General features: G+C 67.2%; 12 protein-coding genes. 3 read left to right on the top strand and 9 right to left on the bottom strand.

The window, feature by feature from the left end; genetic code table 11:
* Positions 1 to 8 precede the first annotated feature (8 nt).
* The 7 genes from glnL to M8A51_RS11835 form a co-directional block, all read right to left on the bottom strand.
* Entirely contained in the window at positions 9 to 1,100 is a 1,092-nt protein-coding gene (gene glnL / locus M8A51_RS11865; RefSeq protein WP_259371961.1) for a nitrogen regulation protein NR(II), read from the bottom strand.
* Positions 1,101 to 1,128: 28 nt separating this feature from the next.
* Positions 1,129 to 1,626 carry a hypothetical protein gene (locus M8A51_RS11860; RefSeq protein WP_251778662.1) on the bottom strand — a complete coding sequence of 166 codons (498 nt, stop codon included), beginning with the start codon at positions 1,624 to 1,626 and terminating at the stop codon, positions 1,129 to 1,131.
* Between the two features lie 182 nt (positions 1,627 to 1,808).
* Positions 1,809 to 3,227, bottom strand: coding sequence for a type I glutamate--ammonia ligase (gene glnA, locus M8A51_RS11855; RefSeq protein ID WP_251778661.1), 1,419 nt, complete (start codon positions 3,225 to 3,227; stop codon positions 1,809 to 1,811).
* Positions 3,228 to 3,541: 314 nt separating this feature from the next.
* Positions 3,542 to 4,336, bottom strand: coding sequence for a competence/damage-inducible protein A (locus M8A51_RS11850; RefSeq protein ID WP_251778659.1), 795 nt, complete (start codon positions 4,334 to 4,336; stop codon positions 3,542 to 3,544).
* Between the two features lie 15 nt (positions 4,337 to 4,351).
* On the bottom strand, positions 4,352 to 5,245 hold the full coding sequence (locus M8A51_RS11845) for an EI24 domain-containing protein (protein ID WP_251778658.1): 894 nt from the start codon (positions 5,243 to 5,245) through the stop codon (positions 4,352 to 4,354).
* 22 nt (positions 5,246 to 5,267) lie between these two features.
* Complete coding sequence (locus tag M8A51_RS11840; protein ID WP_251778656.1) at positions 5,268 to 5,831, bottom strand: DUF1415 domain-containing protein; 564 nt, start codon at positions 5,829 to 5,831, stop codon at positions 5,268 to 5,270.
* 41 nt (positions 5,832 to 5,872) lie between these two features.
* On the bottom strand, positions 5,873 to 8,341 hold the full coding sequence (locus M8A51_RS11835; protein ID WP_251778654.1) for a PAS domain-containing hybrid sensor histidine kinase/response regulator: 2,469 nt from the start codon (positions 8,339 to 8,341) through the stop codon (positions 5,873 to 5,875).
* Positions 8,342 to 8,558: 217 nt separating this feature from the next.
* Here M8A51_RS11835 and M8A51_RS11830 point away from each other — a divergent pair, with 217 nt between their 5' ends.
* Entirely contained in the window at positions 8,559 to 9,902 is a 1,344-nt protein-coding gene (locus tag M8A51_RS11830; RefSeq protein WP_251778652.1) for an NAD(P)/FAD-dependent oxidoreductase, read from the top strand.
* Positions 9,899 to 10,168, top strand: a complete 270-nt coding sequence (locus M8A51_RS11825) for a hypothetical protein (protein ID WP_251778650.1) — start codon at positions 9,899 to 9,901, stop codon at positions 10,166 to 10,168. Before M8A51_RS11830 ends, M8A51_RS11825 begins: the two co-directional genes overlap by 4 nt.
* 709 nt (positions 10,169 to 10,877) lie before the next feature.
* On the opposite strand, the gene M8A51_RS11820 is transcribed toward M8A51_RS11825, so the two are convergent.
* Positions 10,878 to 12,821 carry a C1 family peptidase gene (locus M8A51_RS11820; RefSeq protein ID WP_251778648.1) on the bottom strand — a complete coding sequence of 648 codons (1,944 nt, stop codon included), beginning with the start codon at positions 12,819 to 12,821 and terminating at the stop codon, positions 10,878 to 10,880.
* A 661-nt stretch (positions 12,822 to 13,482) separates the two neighbouring features.
* On the opposite strand from M8A51_RS11820, the gene M8A51_RS11815 reads away from it, so the two are divergent.
* Entirely contained in the window at positions 13,483 to 14,103 is a 621-nt protein-coding gene (locus tag M8A51_RS11815) for a hypothetical protein (RefSeq protein ID WP_251778646.1), read from the top strand.
* 82 nt (positions 14,104 to 14,185) lie between these two features.
* On the opposite strand, the gene ettA is transcribed toward M8A51_RS11815, so the two are convergent.
* Positions 14,186 to 15,853: an energy-dependent translational throttle protein EttA gene (gene ettA, locus M8A51_RS11810; protein ID WP_251778644.1), complete on the bottom strand. Its 1,668-nt coding sequence runs from the start codon at positions 15,851 to 15,853 to the stop codon at positions 14,186 to 14,188.
* Between the last annotated feature and the right edge of the window lie 36 nt (positions 15,854 to 15,889).

The raw sequence follows: 15,889 nt of genomic DNA, 5'->3' as shown, positions 1-15,889 counted from the left end.
AACTCACCTCAAGGAAGCGGAATCAGGATCTTGAAGTCCGTGTTTCCGGGAACGCTCTCGCATTCGATCGTGCCGTGGTGCTGCTGCACGAAGGTTTGCGCCAACGTGAGTCCCAGACCCGACCCGCTCTCGCGCCCCGACACCAACGGGTAGAAGATGCGATCGCGGATCGACTCGGGAACCCCCGGGCCGTTGTCGAGGATATGCAATTCCAATGCCAGACGATAACGCTGCTTGCCGAGCGTCACCTGACGTGCGATGCGCGTCTTGAGCTGCAGGCAGGCGTCGCCGCCGGCGATGCGCTCGCCCAGCGCTTCAGCCGCGTTGTGCGCGATGTTGAGCACCGCCTGGATCAGTTGCTCGCGGTCGCCGCGGAACTCGGGGATCGACGTGTCGTAGTCGCGCAGCACCTTCAGGCCCCGCGGAAACTCGGCCAGGATCAGCGAGCGCACGCGTTCGCAGACTTCGTGGATGTTGACGTCGCTGACCACATGGGGCTTGCGGTGCGGCGCCAGCAGCCGGTCGACCAGCGCCTGCAGCCGATCCGCCTCGTGGATGATGACCTGGGTGTACTCCGACAACCCGCGCGACTCGACCTCCATCTGCAGCAGCTGCGCCGCGCCACGGATACCCCCCAGCGGGTTCTTGATCTCGTGCGCGAGGTTGCGGATCAGCTCCTTGGTGGCCTGCGCCTGGTCGAGCGCACGTTCCTCACGGTCCTGCCGGGTCTGCTGCTCGATCTCGACCAGCTCCACCAGCGCGAGGTCCGGCTGGTCGGTCTGGGTGACGATCACGTGCACCGGCAGCGGGTCACCGGATGCGCCGGGCGGCCGCTTGAGCAAGCCTTCGAAGCGGCTGATCGAGAAGTCGTTGCGGGCCACGGCCCCCACCGTCTCACGCAAGGTGTCGGGCTCGACCATCCAGTCGAACAGCGAGCCGCGCAGCATGCTGCGGCGCGACAACCCCAGCACGGTCTCGAACGCCGAGTTGACGAACAGGCAAGCGCCGTCGGTGTGCACCAGCGCCACCATCGTGGCGAGATGATCGAAGGCGAGATAGGGCGAAGACGCCGCGAGGCGCTCCTGCGACGACTTGGCCAAGCGAAGGGTCCCGAGAGTAACGGACAGCCTACTGGGCCGCCGGCAGCTTGGACAGCTCGCGCTTGATCGACGCGATGTCGCTTTCCTTGCGGGCGATGTTGGCCTTCAGCTCGGCCACGCGGTCCAGGTATTTCTGGTAGTTGCGCTCGTTGCCGAGCCGCTCGGGCTCGCCGTTGTTGAACTCTTTCTGCAAGTTGGCGAGCTGTTCTTCCTCGCGCTTGAGTTCGTTTTCGAGGATGCGGCGGGCGTCGCTGTCGCGTGCACGCTGATCGTTGTCGCTGACGCGCGACTCGGCCGACCGGGGCGCCGGCGCAACCGCGGGTGCCTTCGCCGCGGGCGGGCGCGATTGCACCACCGTCACGTTGCCGCCCTCGACCACCTTGCAGCCGCGCTCTTCGGCTTCCTTGGGGGTCAGCGAATTGGTGAAATTGTTGCCAGGGCAGCGATACACCTGCCCCTGGGCCAGCGCAGTGCCGGCAGCCATCACGCTCAGGACAGCGGCGAAAGAGACTTCAAGGCGGCGCATGATCGATTTTTCTCGGATTCCAGCAGTCGCCATTGGACAGCAGGACGGCCCGGTCGGTTCACCGGAAACAGGCGCGAGTATCGGCCAATTCCGGGTGAGCGCCAACTCTGCACGCCCCGTAACGGCCCCAAAAGCGAAAAGGACGGCCGCAGCCGTCCTTTCCGGGGCCCGAACCGTAAGGATCAGAGCGCGTAGTACATGTCGAACTCGACCGGGTGGGTCGTCATGCGGAAGCGGGTCACTTCCTGCATCTTCAGCTCGATGTAGGCGTCGATGTACGAGTCGGTGAACACGCCGCCCTTGGTCAGGAAAGCGCGGTCCTTGTCGAGATACTCGAGCGCCTGGTCCAGGCTGTGGCAGACGGTCGGGATCTTCGCGTCTTCTTCCGGCGGCAGGTGGTACAGGTCCTTGGTCGCTGCCTCGCCCGGGTGGATCTTGTTCTCGACACCGTCGAGGCCGGCCATCAGCAGCGCCGAGAAGCACAGGTACGGGTTGGCCAGGGGGTCCGGGAAACGCGCTTCGATGCGGCGGCCCTTCGGGTTGGCGACGTACGGAATGCGGATCGAGGCGGAGCGATTGCGGCTGGAATAGGCCAGCTTGACCGGCGCTTCGAAGCCGGGCACCAGCCGCTTGTAGCTGTTGGTGGTCGGGTTGGTGATGGCGTTCAGCGCGCGGGCGTGCTTGATGATGCCGCCGATGTAGTACAGCGCGAAGTCGGACAGGCCCGCGTAGCCGTCGCCGGCGAACAGGTTCTTGCCGTCCTTCCAGACCGACTGGTGCACGTGCATGCCCGAGCCGTTGTCGCCGACGATGGGCTTGGGCATGAAGGTCGCGGTCTTGCCGTAGGCATGGGCGACGTTCGTGATGATGTACTTCTGCAGTTGCAGCCAGTCGGCGCGCTGGACCAGCGTGCTGAACTTGGTGCCGATTTCCATCTGGCCGGCGTTCGCCACTTCGTGGTGATGCACCTCGACCGGAATGCCCATCTGCTCGAGCAGCAGACACATTTCGGAGCGCAGGTCCTGCCCGGAATCGACCGGAGGCACCGGGAAGTAGCCGCCCTTCACCGAGGGACGGTAGCCGGTGTTGCCGTGTTCGTATTCCTTGCCGGTGTTCCAGGCGGCTTCCTCGGCCTCGATCTTCGAGAACGAGCCGGACATGTCGACGTTCCAACGCACGCTGTCGAACACGAAGAACTCGGGCTCGGGGCCAAAGAACGCCGCGTCGCCGATGCCGGAGGACTTGAGGTAGGCCTCGGCACGCTTGGCCAGCGAACGCGGATCGCGCTCGTAGGGCTTGCCATCGCCCGGCTCCAGCACGTCGCAGCTCAGGAACAGCGTCGGCTCTTCGTAGAACGGGTCGATGTTGGCGGTGTTGGGATCCGGCATCAGCAGCATGTCGGAGGCTTCGATGCCCTTCCAGCCGGCGATCGAGGAACCGTCGAACGCGTGACCCGACGTGAACTTGTCTTCATCGAAGGCAGAGATCGGCACGGACACGTGCTGCTCCTTGCCACGGGTGTCGGTGAAACGGAAGTCGACGAACTTGACTTCGTTCTCCTTCACCATCTTCATCACGTCGGCGACGGTCTTGTTGGCCATCAGGTGCTCCTAGCGGACGGTTGTGTGAGTGGGGGACATGAATCGGCGGCCCGCAGGCCGCCGGTTCGTAAGGTTCTTGCAGCCGCTCGACTGCCAAAAAACGCACTGGAATGTAGCAGAAAGCATGCCAATTTCTGCCGAACGCAACGCCTGCCCGGCCTCGCGAAAAGGGTGCCTGGAAGCGGCTTCGGACGGTGGGACTGCACGGGATGCCACGCTCGGCGAGGGCCGCGACGGCACACGCCCGCTGCCCGCGCGAAAAGCACCAACATAGTGCATATCGAGGCACCATTCAAGGGCGAGCCGTGTCCCGGTCAGCGCACCAATTCGGGGCCCAGTGGAACGCCGAGCCGATGCAACCCGGCGAGCAGCGCCGGATAGGCGCTCCACACCAGCTCCGCCGCCCCCTTGACGCCGAGTTCGATATGCCTGCCATGCTGTGGGTGGTCCACACTCGGCAGGCTGAACACCTTGACGCCGGCGAAACGGGTTTCGATCTCTTCCATCAGCGGCGTCAACGTCGCTTCCATCGAGCCGTAGACGACGACCGATTTCTCGGTCACGGGGTTGCGATGGAACAATTCGGCATAACGGTGCTCCAGCACCCATTCGATCATCGGCCACGCCATGACGGGAAAGCCGGGGACGAAGTGCACCGTGCCGACGGAAAAGCCCGGGATCTTGTTGTAAGGGTTGGGAATCAGTTCGGCACCCACCGGGAACACGCCCATGTTGAGCCGGTGCACGTTGTCGGCGCGGTCGGGTTCATGCGGCACGCCCTGCTCGCGCGCAACGTCCTGCATGCGCTCGAGGATCAACGCCTTCGCACCTTCATGCAGCGCCAACTCGGCACCGAGCGCCCGGGCTGCGCACTGTCGCGTGTGGTCATCAGGGGTGGCGCCGATGCCGCCGCAAGAGAACACCACATCACCACCGGCGAAAGCTTCTCGCAAGGCAGCCTCCAGGCGCTGAGGATCGTCGCCGACATAGCGCGCCCAGTGCAACGACAGGCCGCGCGCGCCGAGCAGGTCGATCACCTTGGGCAGGTGCTTGTCCTGGCGCTTGCCCGACAGGATCTCGTCGCCGACGATGATGAGTCCGAATGGCATGAGGAAAGCTCCGGGTCAGGGGATGGCAGGCGGTGCGGCCGGCGGGTCGGACTCGATCAGCAACGGCGCAGGTTCGGAACGCGCATAGCCGCCGGGCAGGGGTTGCGCGGCGCGATGGCGCTCGCGCTGCACGTGCAACGCGGCCAGTGCGAAATGCGTGAACCACAGCGACGAGAACGCGAACACCAAGGTGTAGAGCCACACCGACGCGACGATCAGCAGCGGCGCCAGGATCAGCGTCGCGGCACCGAAAGCCCAGATCACCGACGGCGCGGCGCCCGCGTAGCCGGTCAGCACGCCCATCAGCACCAGCGGCCAGCGATGCGCGCGCATCAGCTCGCGGCGCTCGGCCCGCGTGGCGTGCTCGGCCAGCGCATCGAAGCTCATCACGCGGTAGGCCAGCCAGCCCCAGATCAGCGGAGGCAACAACAGGATCAGCGGCGGAATGAGCCACAGCGGCATGCTGACGACAAGAGCTGCCAGCGCGATCGCGGTGGAGCCGAGCATCCACGCCAGACTCTGCCAGAACGAGGCACCCTGCTCGCGCTCCAGCCGCGGAAAGCGCCGCTGCGCCACCAGCCGCACGATGGCCGGCGCCATCAGCATTCCGACCGCCAGCAACGACGCAACGATGATGAACGGCACCGCCACGGCGACCACGATCAGCGGCGGCAGCACGGCGTAGAAAGCGGCGGCGCCCACGCTTTCGAGCCAGTGCCGCGCCGTCTTGAGCAATTCCCATTGCATCAGCGCGCCGGCCACCGCCGACACCGCCGGCTCCCAGAAGAACCAGCCGAGCACGAAGGCCGCACCGGCGATCAGCACCAGCGGCAGCAGCGAGAGCAGGATCACGCGCGGGTGCAGGCAATAGGCCACCGCGCGCCAGAAGGCATCGAACAGCAAGGTCATGGCGCGCAAGTTTAGAGCCCGCTCACCGGGCGCCCTCGTCCTTCGTCATCAGGCGGTCCCAGCCCTCACGGCCCAGTGCGCGCAAGGTCTGCATGTTCGCCTCGTAAATCGCGTCGGTCTCGGGGAAGGCTGCGACCGCACGGTCGATGCTGGCCTCTCGCAGCAGATGCAGCATCGGATAGGGCGAACGGTTCGTGCAGTTCTCGATGTCGGCCTCACCGGTGCCCGCGAACTGGTACCGCGGGTGGAAGCTCGCCACCTGCAACTCGCCCTCGAGGCCCAGGTCCGCCAGCAGGCGGTCGGCTTCGTCGAGGAAGTCGTTGTAGTCGAGGAAGTCCTGCAACACGTGCGGGTGGATCAGCAGCGTCGTGTCGGTCTTGGCCGGGTCGGCTGCGGCCAGCCACTGCAGTTCGCGCTCCAGCTCCGCGCGCAACGCCTCGGCGGTATGCGCCGGGCTGACCACGTAGCGCACCTGCTCCTTCACGTACACCGCCTTCGCAAAGGGGCAGAGGTTGAGGCCGATCACCGCGCGCTCCAGCCATCGGCGGGTGGCGGCGACCGCCAGGACATCATCCGGATCTTGCATGCAGCCAGTGTAGGGCCCGCCGCCGGCCGGACGGAGCGCCCTCAGTACCGGGTTTCGTGCGGGTCGGCCAGGTCGCCGTCGGCGCGGCGCAAGGCGCGGCGAATCTCGGAGCGCATCACGCGCAGGTCCAGCGGCTTGGCGATGTAGCCGTCCATGCCGGCATCGAGGCAGGCCTTGCGATCGGCTTCGCTGGCATGCGCGGTGGCCGCAATGATCGGGAAGGGCGGCAGGTGCCCTTCGGCTTGCAGCAGCCGCAGCCGGCGCGTTGCTTCGAGCCCGTCCATGCCCGGCATCTGCACGTCCATCAGCACCGCGCCCGGCGCCTCGTTCATGCAGCGCTCGATCGCCTCTTCTCCGCCGCTCGCTACGGCTGCCTCGAAGCCGAGCATGCGCAGCATCTCCTCGGCCAGCAACTGGTTGACCGGGTTGTCCTCGACCACCAGGAACAGCCTCCCGCGCGACATGCTCAGCGGAGTGGGTGACGTGTTGCCGGTGCGCTCGCGCGTCAGCAGGCGTCGTGTCAGCGCGAGCTGGCGCATGTCGCCCGGGCTGAACGGCGCCACGTAGACCTTCACGCCGAGTTCGCTGCTGCGTTGCGGCGAGACGCTGGCCGACGAGCGCGCATCGACGAGCAGGATCACTTCGGTCTCGCGCCGCACGCAGTGGCGCAGTTCGAGCAGTTGCTCCTCGCCGAATGCGCCCTGCTCGATCGCGACGACGAGCGCAGGCTGATCGTCGTCGGCCGATGCGAGCGTGCGCGCATGTTCGCGTATGTCGGCCATCGAACCGAACACCCGCGGGCGCCAGCCTTGGCGCGCAAAGCGCTGCGCCAGCAACTCCAGCCCCGTCGGTGGGTCGGCGATCAGCCACACCGGCAGGCCCGGTGCCCGGGCCTCGCCCGGCTCGTCGGCCTCCGATTCGGGTAGCGCACGCGCCAGCGACAGCTCGACGCGGAACACGGAGCCCTCGCCGAGCCGGCTGTCGACCGACACGTGGCCCTCCATCAGCTCGCACAGGCTGCGCACGATGGACAGGCCCAACCCGGTGCCGCCGACGCGACGCGAAACGGTCGCGTCGCCCTGCTCGAAGGGCTTGAACACGCGTGCCGCGGTGGCCTGATCCATGCCCATGCCGGTGTCGGCCACCTCGATCACGACGCGGCAGCGCTCCGGGCCTTCGGCATCGACCTGCGCGATCAGGCTGACTTCGCCGGCGGCGGTGAACTTGATCGCATTGGACAGCAGGTTGGTGACGATCTGGCGCAAGCGTGCCGGGTCGCCCACCATCTGGGACAGCCCGCCGCGATAGTCGAACTGCAGCGCCAGCCCCTTCTCGTGCGCCATCGGCATCAGCGCGCGCGCCGTCAGCGTCAGCACCTCGCCGAGGTCGAACTCGATCGACTCGAGCGCGATCTTGCCGGCTTCGGCCTTCGCGAAGTCGAGCACGTCGTTGATGATCGCCAGCAGCGTCGCCCCCGAACTCTGTGCCAGTTCGAGGTAGCGGCGCTGGGTGTCGGTGGTCGCGGCGCGCAGCGCCAGCTCGGTCATGCCCATCACCCCGTTGAGCGGCGTACGGATCTCGTGACTCATGTTCGCGAGGAACAGCGACTTGGCCCGGTTGGCGCGCTCGGCTTCTTCACGCGCCGCTTCGAGTTTCGCGGTGCGCTCGCGTACCAGGTCTTCGAGCTGCCCCTGGTAGCTGCGCAGTGCCTCGACGGCCTGCATTTCCTCGTGTGCGTCGGTGATTGCGCCGACCAGCACGGCCGGGCGCCCGTCCTCGCCCGGCCATGCCCGGGCCCGGCCGCGCACCCAGCGGTACTCGCCGCTGCGGTGCAGCACGCGCACCTGGTAGCGCCAGTGGCCGCCGTCGCGCAGCGCCGCCTCGTAGGGCCTGTGAAAGGCCTCGAGGTCGTCTGGATGGATGCGCGCGTTCATCACGGCGCGGTCGTTGGGCAGCTCGTGGTCGGCGAAGCCGAGGATTTGCTTGAAGCGAGGGGAATACCAGCTGACGTTGGTGACGAGGTCGCGTTCCCAGATGCCGTCGTGGGTGCTCTCCATCACGCGCCAGTAGCGCCGCGCGGTGTGTCGTTCGGCTTCTTCGGCAAGCTTCAACGCCGTGATGTCGTTCGACACCGCCAGGTAGCCGACGAAGGAGCCGCCGTCGTTGCCCATCGGCGTCGCTTCGACACGCTGCCACCAGGGGCGGCCGTCAGCCAACTGCATCTCGACGTCGACCGTGAACGGCTGGCGCGCTTCGAGCGCCGCCAGCACCTTGGCCGGCGGGGCGTCGCGCCGCACCGAGACCAGCAGCTCCCGCCAGTCCCCGTGCAGCGGATCGCGGCCTCTCGGTACCTCCGCCCAGGCCCGGTTGCACCACACCACCCGACCGCCCGGGTCGGTCACCAGCACCAGGCTGCGGCTGTGCTCCAGCGCGCGCAGGACCGGCACGTGCGGCAGCACCGACGTCGAAGCTTCGGGCGGCACGGGAATGGGTGGCGGCGTGGAGATCACGATCGGGGCCGGCCTCGCGGCGCGGACAGGGCGCGGCGGGGTGCGGCCTTTGTAGCACCGCCCCCTGCACAAAGTGCGCACCTACCCTCAACGAAGCGTGTCGAAGTTCCCACAAACCCTCTCCTTGTTGCGGCGCAGCAGCACCGCCAGCCTCTTGCTAGACTGCCTGCCAAGGTACTCCACTGCCGGTCGGACAACAACAAGCAAAGGCCCCTACATGGCTGCTCCCCTCCCCCAGCGCCCCCGCGTCGTGATCGTCGGCTGCGGTTTCGGTGGGCTGGAAGCCACCCGCGCGCTGGCGCGCACCGATGTCGACATCACGCTGATCGACCGCACCAACCACCACCTGTTCCAGCCGCTGCTGTACCAGGTCGCGACCGCCGGCCTGGCTGCACCGGCAATCTCGGCGCCGATCCGCCACATCCTGCGGCGCCAGATGCAGCGAGGGCAGTTGACGGTGTTGCTCGGCGACGTGACCGGCATCGACGCGCAACGGCGCGAGGTGCAACTCGACGACGGTGCCTGCATCCGCTACGACCACCTGATCGTCGCCGCCGGCGCCACGCACAGCTACTTCGGGCGCGACGAGTGGGCGCGCCACGCCCCCGGCCTGAAGACGCTGGCGGATGCCTTCGAGTTGCGCAACCGGGTACTGAAGGCCTTCGAGCGGGCCGAGCGCTACCCCGAGCAGCGCGAGCACTGGCTGACCTTCGCCGTCATCGGCGCCGGCCCCACCGGCGTCGAGATGGCCGGCACGATGGCCGAGATCGCCCATCACACGCTGCACGACGAGTTCCGCCATATCGACTCGCGCCAGGCGCGCGTGGTGCTGATCGAGGGCGCCGACCGGGTGCTCGGCGCCTTCCCGCCCGACCTGTCGCGGCGCGCGCAAGAGCAACTCGAGAAGCTGGGCGTCGAGGTGCGCACCGGTTGCCGGGTGACGCACATCGATGCGCAGGGCGTCACCGCGCAGATGCAGGGCCAGGACGCGCCTTACGTGCTGCCGGCGCGCACCGTGGTGTGGGCGGCCGGCGTCGCCGCCTCACCGCTCGGCCAGGCGCTGCAGGCCAGCACCGGCGTGGCGCTGGACCGGGCTGGCCGGGTCGTGGTCGAGCCGGATCTGAGCCTCGCGGGCCACCCGGAGATCCAGGTGATCGGCGACCTCGCGGCCGCCAAGAGCCATCCCAAGCGCGGCGAACCGACACCGGTGCCCGGTGTCAGCCCCGGCGCCAAGCAGATGGGCCGCCATGCCGCGGCCAACCTCGTACGCCGGCTGCGCGGCGAGGCGACGCGGCCCTTCCGCTACATCGACTACGGCTCGCTGGCGACCATCGGCCGCAAGGCGGCTGTGGCGCAAGTCGACGTGCCGCTGATCGGCAACCTGCGTTTCAGCGGCTACTTCGCCTGGGTGTTCTGGCTGTTCGTGCACATCTATTTCCTGATCGGGTTTCGCAACCGGCTGATGGTGTTGATGGATTGGGGCTGGGCGTACTGGACGTTCCAGCGGCACGCGCGGGTGGTGGTCGAGCCGCCGCGGCATCGCACGGAGGAGGCGCCATGAATGACAGCATCGCGGCCTTGCAGCAAGGGCTGGACGCCACGCGCGGCGGCACTTTGCCGGTGAACGAGTTGGTGGGGCTGTTCCGCAGCCATGCGCCCCGGCTCGAAGGCCTGCCTGACAGATTCGGGCAGGTACTGGAATCGCTGTTGATGCAGCTTGAATCCGGCAGTCTCTTCACCGAAGAGAGTTGTTCGTTCAGTCAGCAGGATTTGCTGGAGAGCCTTTCGGTGTGGGTGGATCAGGCACAAGTGCGCCTGGGGGGGTGACCTGCTTCGTGCCTTTCGCGGTGGCTTTCGTGGCGGCTTTCGTGGCGGCTTTCGTGGCGGCTTTCGTGGCGGCTTTCGTGGCGGCTTTCGTGGCGGCTTTCGTGGCGGCTTTCGTGGCGCTTTTGATGATGTGTGCTCCGTTGGGCTGCCGCGCCGGGAGTCCGCCCCGGCGGGCGGGTAACTTTCATTTGCTGGCCCAAATGAAAGTCACCAAAGCAAAGGGCCCAAATGCAACACCATGCACTCTCACCGTTGCCCTTCTTCCCCTCGGCCCAGCGGGCGGTCGATCCCTGCCGAATGAGCTAGAACCACCTGCTCGTCCAACGCTACGGGTCCGCTGCGCGTGACCCTGGAGAAAGTCAGGATCGGCCAGGGCGATGCGTAGCGAGCCCGAGCAGGGCTGGCGCCGTTCGTCTTGTCTTCGGTCCCGGTATTCGGTCCGCTTCGGACCGAAACAACAGGTGTGCGGCTCATCGAGCCAGCACGGCTCTCACAGGCCGCCCGCTGGACCGAGTGCAAGAGGCACAACGGTCAGAGTGCATGGTGTTCTTCTTCAGGCCCTTTGCTTTGGTGACTTTCATTTGGGCCAGCAAATGAAAGTTACCCGCCCGCCGGGGCGGACTCCCGGCTCGGCAGTGCAATGTGGCACTTGACCACAAGAAGCAAGCCAAACAAGACGCCGCAGCGCAACGGAGCACATCAAAGGCACCTACCTCACCCCTTTGATGAAATCGACCACCCCCCGTATCGTCCCTTCGTCCTCATCGAACGCCCCATGCGTCGTCGCCGCACTCAAGCCCCCCGGCGACGCATGCACGGTCACGTTCGGCACCCCGGCCAGCACCCGGTCGGCATACTTCTGCATCCCCAGCAGCGGTACCGCCGAGCCCCCTTCGAACGCCTCGGAGACCAGGTAGAGGATCGACCGTCGGTACGGCCCGCAAGTGCCGTCGTCCAACTCGGCCCGATCGGTGAGGTGGAACTGCTGGTACCGCCGCACGGCCCCGCTCAGCAGGTGCGGCCGCACCAGTTGCTCGAAGGTGTCGACCCGCACTCCCGGCGCCATGAAACTGAGCGACTCGAACTGCATGCCGCGCTTCACCAGCCGCTGCACGATGTGGCTGTGCACGACGGCACCTGCCGAATGGCCGGCGAGGTGCATGCGCACCCGCCCGTGTTCGACCGACTGCCTGAAGTGCTGATACAGCAAGGTGCCGCCGACCTCGGCGTCGTGCTCGCTGCTGATCGCCTCGGCGTTCTGCTTGACCTCGCTCCACAGCAGCGTGCCGGGCCGCGCCAGCAGGCGCTCGAGGCGCTCGTTCCACCAGCGTTTGAGGCTGTCACCGAGACCGCCCGTCGTGCGGGGGATGCCCTTGACGGCGTCTTCGAGGGAGTTGATCACCGTGGTCCAGAAGTCGGTCTCCCACATCAGGAAGATCGGGAAGATGCGCTGCTCGTAAAGGCGCGGAACCCAGCGCGCGGCGACCGCGGACGCTTCGGATTCGCTGACGATGCCGCCGTGCGCATAGACGCAGACGTCGACCGGCTCGTTCTCGAGGCCCCAGCGCCGGCGCGCTTCGGCCAGGTGCACGTCGATCATCGCGCGCACGTCGTCGGGCTGGGTGCGGAACACGCCGCTGTTGCTCAGGCGGCCGTTGTTGCCGACGTTGAGGATGAAGGGTGACAGCTCACGGTCGCGCAGCACCTGGCTCGCCGCGAGCTGCACCTTGCCCTCGTCATCGGTGCGCAGGGTCGAGGCACGCGAGATCGCCCGATGCTCCTGTGTCACCACGCCGAGTTGCCCGACCCAGCAATCCATCGCATTGGCGAGCCAGTCGTCGTAGGTGAGGATCGCGTAGCCGTGCGTGCCCCACTCGGTGCCCCACGAGTTGTGCACCAGGAAGCCGTCCTCGTCGTAGCCGACGATGGCGAACGCATGGCCCGGGTGCGCTGCCTTGCCGCCTTGCAGCGGGATCGTCCAGATGCCGCGGCACGACGTCGGCCGCTCGGCACGTGGGGCGAGGTCGAAGCCGTCGTCCCAGCCGGCATGACAGCCGGCGCTCGCAAAGAGAATGCCGACCTCGTTGAGCGCGGCATGCATGTCGCTGATGTTGTCCGGTGCCACGCGGTAGTACGCGCCCAGCGGGCGCTTCACCGCGTCGAGCCACCAGTCTTCGCTGGGGTCGTTCGGCACGTTGGGCATGTCCAGCCGCGGCCCCCACAACGCATGCGAGCACACGCCGTGCTTGAACCAGCCTTTCAGCGCGCCGCGCAGGCTGGACCCTTCGTCCTGCGACGAGCCGGGAAACTCGTCATAACGACGCGCCATCGAGTACAGCATGAAGGGCGACACCTCGATCTGAGATTCACGCTGCGAGATCTTCAGCAGGTGCTCGACCACCGTCGACAACGCAAAACCGGTGCACGCGTTGGTCTCGCCCTGGTGCTTGATCGGCAGGCAGATCCCGGGGAACAGCCGGGCTTTCGGGGCCACCGAGATGTTGGGCGCGAACAGCCGGTCGCGGAAGTCGAGCGCATCCGGCCGGGCCATGCGCATGATGCCGCGCGGGCCGTGGCGATCGCCGGGAGTGACAGGAGAAGGTTCGCGGTCACCCGAGTGGCCGGCAACCATTGGGTCGGGCGTGGTGTGCATGGGGCGCTCCTCTTCGGTCGATGCATGGCATCGTGAGAAGCGCAGCTCGGCGCGTCAATCCCCTCCTCTTCGGGGCGTCGCAGGCCCGAATGAGCCTTGACAAACAAGTGCCCGTCGACAGGTGCTCTGCGCCGCGGACAGTCGCTTCGCCCCGTCCGCGTGCCCTTCGGATGCCGGGGCTCGCACGCCGTCCCTCAGCGACAAGGTGCAAGCCCGATCGCAATGCCCCTGCAGAGTCTTCGAAATGCGGATATTCCGACGCATCGCTTCCTCGGCCCCGCCTGCCAGGGCCGATGGCGGCCCCTCCGAACCGGACACCCGCACGCACCCGTTGGAAATGCAACCCCTCGCCCAGCGCCCGCGCCGTGGCGGTTCGACGGCACGGGACGTCTCGCGACAGCCTCGCAGTGCGACACCTTCCCGGCATAGCGTGGCGGCGTCCGACGGCCCGGACGCGGCCTACCGGCCGTCACCTTCCAGTGCAGTGCCGGAACCACCAGCCCCCTCGTCCCAACAGCGTGCGCCCGCCTCGACGCCGCAATCCGCAAGCTCCGTGACGTCCGACGCGCTCGACGCCAGGCGGTACCCGTTCGATCAAGCCACTGCGGCGTACATCACAAGGTTCTCGAGGTCGGACGAGTCCACCTCCTTTCACTCGGTCATGCAGACCGTTCGGCTGCTGGACCCGACGGACCGGGCGCCACCGATCCCGGGCCCGGCCCGCGTGGGCGGCGAGCTGTCGCTGTCGAGCCTGGGCACTGCGCTGCTGGGTCTGGGCCGGGCCGTCGTCCTGCGCGGCGACGATCAATGGCCGGAGCAGGTCACGCAGATCGTGCAGGCGGCCCGGGAACAACTGCCCCTGGACCAGCAGCACCACGTGATCGATGCCCTCGTCAAAGACGCCGCGCAAAAGGCCCCCAGCGATCGGGCGCTCGGCCAGTGCAGGCAACTCGCCCCCCGGTTGCCCGAACCGTACGGGGCGCACCTGCTGGCCGCATCGCCGCAAACCTGGGTCCACCAATACCCGGCAGGGTCGCTGTACGAACGCGCGTCTGCGGACCTGCTGCGCGAGATCCGGGAGTGCCGCGTTGCCTTCGAGGGTCTGCGCAATCAGGCGGCCGGGGCCGAAGGCGCAGCCAACAACGGGGTCCAGTCGTTCAAGGCGCAGGCGAAGCTCGATCTGATGAGCCGGCTCGGCATTGCGAACGTGCCGCCAGTACCGGACCTGCCACTGCGTTTCAAGAGCGCGGCTGCGGCCACGAACCGGCCCGACGACACCTGAACCGCCCAGCCGTCATGGCCCCGTCACCCGTGGCCTTGACGGCCACGGGTGGGACACGCGCAAGCGGCTTGCCTGAAGCGGCTCACCGCGTGATCGGCTTGTAGCGCAGGCGGTGCGGGCGCGCGCCCTCTTCGCCCAGGCGCTTCTTCTTGTCGGCCTCGTATTCCTGGTAGTTGCCGTTGAAGAACACCCACTTCGAGTCGCCTTCGGCCGCCAGGATGTGCGTCGCGATGCGGTCGAGGAACCAGCGGTCGTGGCTGATCACCATCACCGAGCCGGCGAACTCCAGCAGCGCGTCTTCCAGCGCCCGCAGGGTCTCGACGTCCAGGTCGTTCGACGGCTCGTCGAGCAGCAGCACGTTGCCGCCGGTCGCCAGCGTCTTGGCCAGGTGCAGCCGGCCGCGTTCGCCGCCGGACAGGTTCTTGACCAGCTTCTGCTGGTCGTTGCCCTTGAAGTTGAAGCGGCCGAGATACGCGCGTGACGGCATCACGAACTTGCCGACCGTCAGGTTGTCGAGCCCGCCGGAGACGTCCTCCCACACGGTCTTGTCGCCCTGCAGGTCTTCGCGGGTCTGCTCGACGGCCGAAACCTTGGCGGTGCGGCCGATCGCCACCTCACCGGAATCGGGTTGTTCCTTGCCCAGGATCATGCGGAACAGCGTCGACTTGCCGGCGCCGTTCGGGCCGATGATGCCGACGATGGCGCCGGCCGGCACCTGGAAGCTGAGGTCGTCGATCAGCAGGCGGTCGCCGAAGCTCTTGGAGACGTTCTTGAACTCGATCACTTCATTGCCCAGGCGTTCGGCCACCGGAATGAAAATTTCCTGCGTCTCGTTGCGCTTTTGGTATTCGAAGTCGGACAGCTCCTCGAAGCGGGCCAGACGCGCCTTGCTCTTGGCTTGGCGGCCCTTGGGGTTCTGGCGCACCCACTCCAGTTCCTTCTTCATCGCCTTCATGCGGGCGTCTTCGGACTTCTGCTCCTGCTCCAGGCGCGCTTCCTTCTGCTCCAGCCACAGGCTGTAGTTGCCCTTGTACGGAATGCCGTGGCCACGGTCGAGTTCGAGGATCCACTCGGCGGCGTTGTCGAGGAAGTAGCGGTCGTGGGTGATCGCCACCACGGTGCCGGGGAAGCGCCCGAGGAACTGCTCCAGCCAGTCGACCGACTCGGCGTCCAGGTGGTTGGTCGGCTCGTCGAGCAGCAGCATGTCGGGCTGGCTCAGCAGCAGCCGGCACAGCGCGACGCGGCGCTTCTCGCCACCCGACAGGTTCCGGATCGTCGCGTCCCAGGGCGGCAGCCGCAGGGCGTCGGCGGCCAGCTCCAGCTTGACGTCGGTGTTCTCGCTGCCGGAGGCGGTGATGATCGCTTCCAGTTCGGCCTGCTCGGCCGCCAGTGCGTCGAAGTCGGCATCGGGCTCGGCATACGCGGCGTACACCTCGTCGAGGCGCTTCTTGGCGGCCAGCACGCCGCCGATGCCCTCCTCGACCGCTTCGCGCACGGTCTGCTCGGGGTTGAGCTGCGGCTCCTGCGGCAGGTAACCGATCCGGATGCCCGGCATCGGCGTGGCCTCGCCCTCGATCTCCTTGTCGATACCGGCCATGATCTTCAGCAGCGTCGACTTGCCTGCGCCGTTGAGGCCGAGCACGCCGATCTTGGCGCCGGGGAAGAAGCTGAGCGAGATGTCCTTGAGGATCTGCCGCTTGGGCGGGACGGTCTTGCTCACGCGGTTCATCGTGTAGACGTATTGAGCCATCGCGTGTCCTGAGAGAGATTGGAATGCTGCCGGGAA

It is taken from the genome of Caldimonas mangrovi, assembly GCF_023721835.1.
In the GTDB taxonomy this organism is placed as follows: Bacteria; Pseudomonadota; Gammaproteobacteria; order Burkholderiales; family Burkholderiaceae_C; genus Caldimonas; species Caldimonas mangrovi.
Note: the sequence above shows the minus strand (reverse complement) of the source record. Positions and strands in the feature narration are given on the sequence as shown.

Excerpts from the sequence above, each read along its gene's own strand:
- M8A51_RS11860 (WP_251778662.1), bottom strand. The coding sequence starts at position 1,626 with ATGCGCCGCCTTGAAGTCTCTTTCGCCGCTGTCCTGAGCGTGATGGCT.
- glnA (WP_251778661.1), bottom strand. The coding sequence starts at position 3,227 with ATGGCCAACAAGACCGTCGCCGACGTGATGAAGATGGTGAAGGAGAAC.
- M8A51_RS11850 (WP_251778659.1), bottom strand. The coding sequence starts at position 4,336 with ATGCCATTCGGACTCATCATCGTCGGCGACGAGATCCTGTCGGGCAAG.
- M8A51_RS11845 (WP_251778658.1), bottom strand. The coding sequence starts at position 5,245 with ATGACCTTGCTGTTCGATGCCTTCTGGCGCGCGGTGGCCTATTGCCTG.
- M8A51_RS11840 (WP_251778656.1), bottom strand. The coding sequence starts at position 5,831 with ATGCAAGATCCGGATGATGTCCTGGCGGTCGCCGCCACCCGCCGATGG.
- M8A51_RS11830 (WP_251778652.1), top strand. The coding sequence starts at position 8,559 with ATGGCTGCTCCCCTCCCCCAGCGCCCCCGCGTCGTGATCGTCGGCTGC.
- M8A51_RS11825 (WP_251778650.1), top strand. The coding sequence starts at position 9,899 with ATGAATGACAGCATCGCGGCCTTGCAGCAAGGGCTGGACGCCACGCGC.
- M8A51_RS11820 (WP_251778648.1), bottom strand. The coding sequence starts at position 12,821 with ATGCACACCACGCCCGACCCAATGGTTGCCGGCCACTCGGGTGACCGC.
- M8A51_RS11815 (WP_251778646.1), top strand. The coding sequence starts at position 13,483 with ATGCAGACCGTTCGGCTGCTGGACCCGACGGACCGGGCGCCACCGATC.
- ettA (WP_251778644.1), bottom strand. The coding sequence starts at position 15,853 with ATGGCTCAATACGTCTACACGATGAACCGCGTGAGCAAGACCGTCCCG.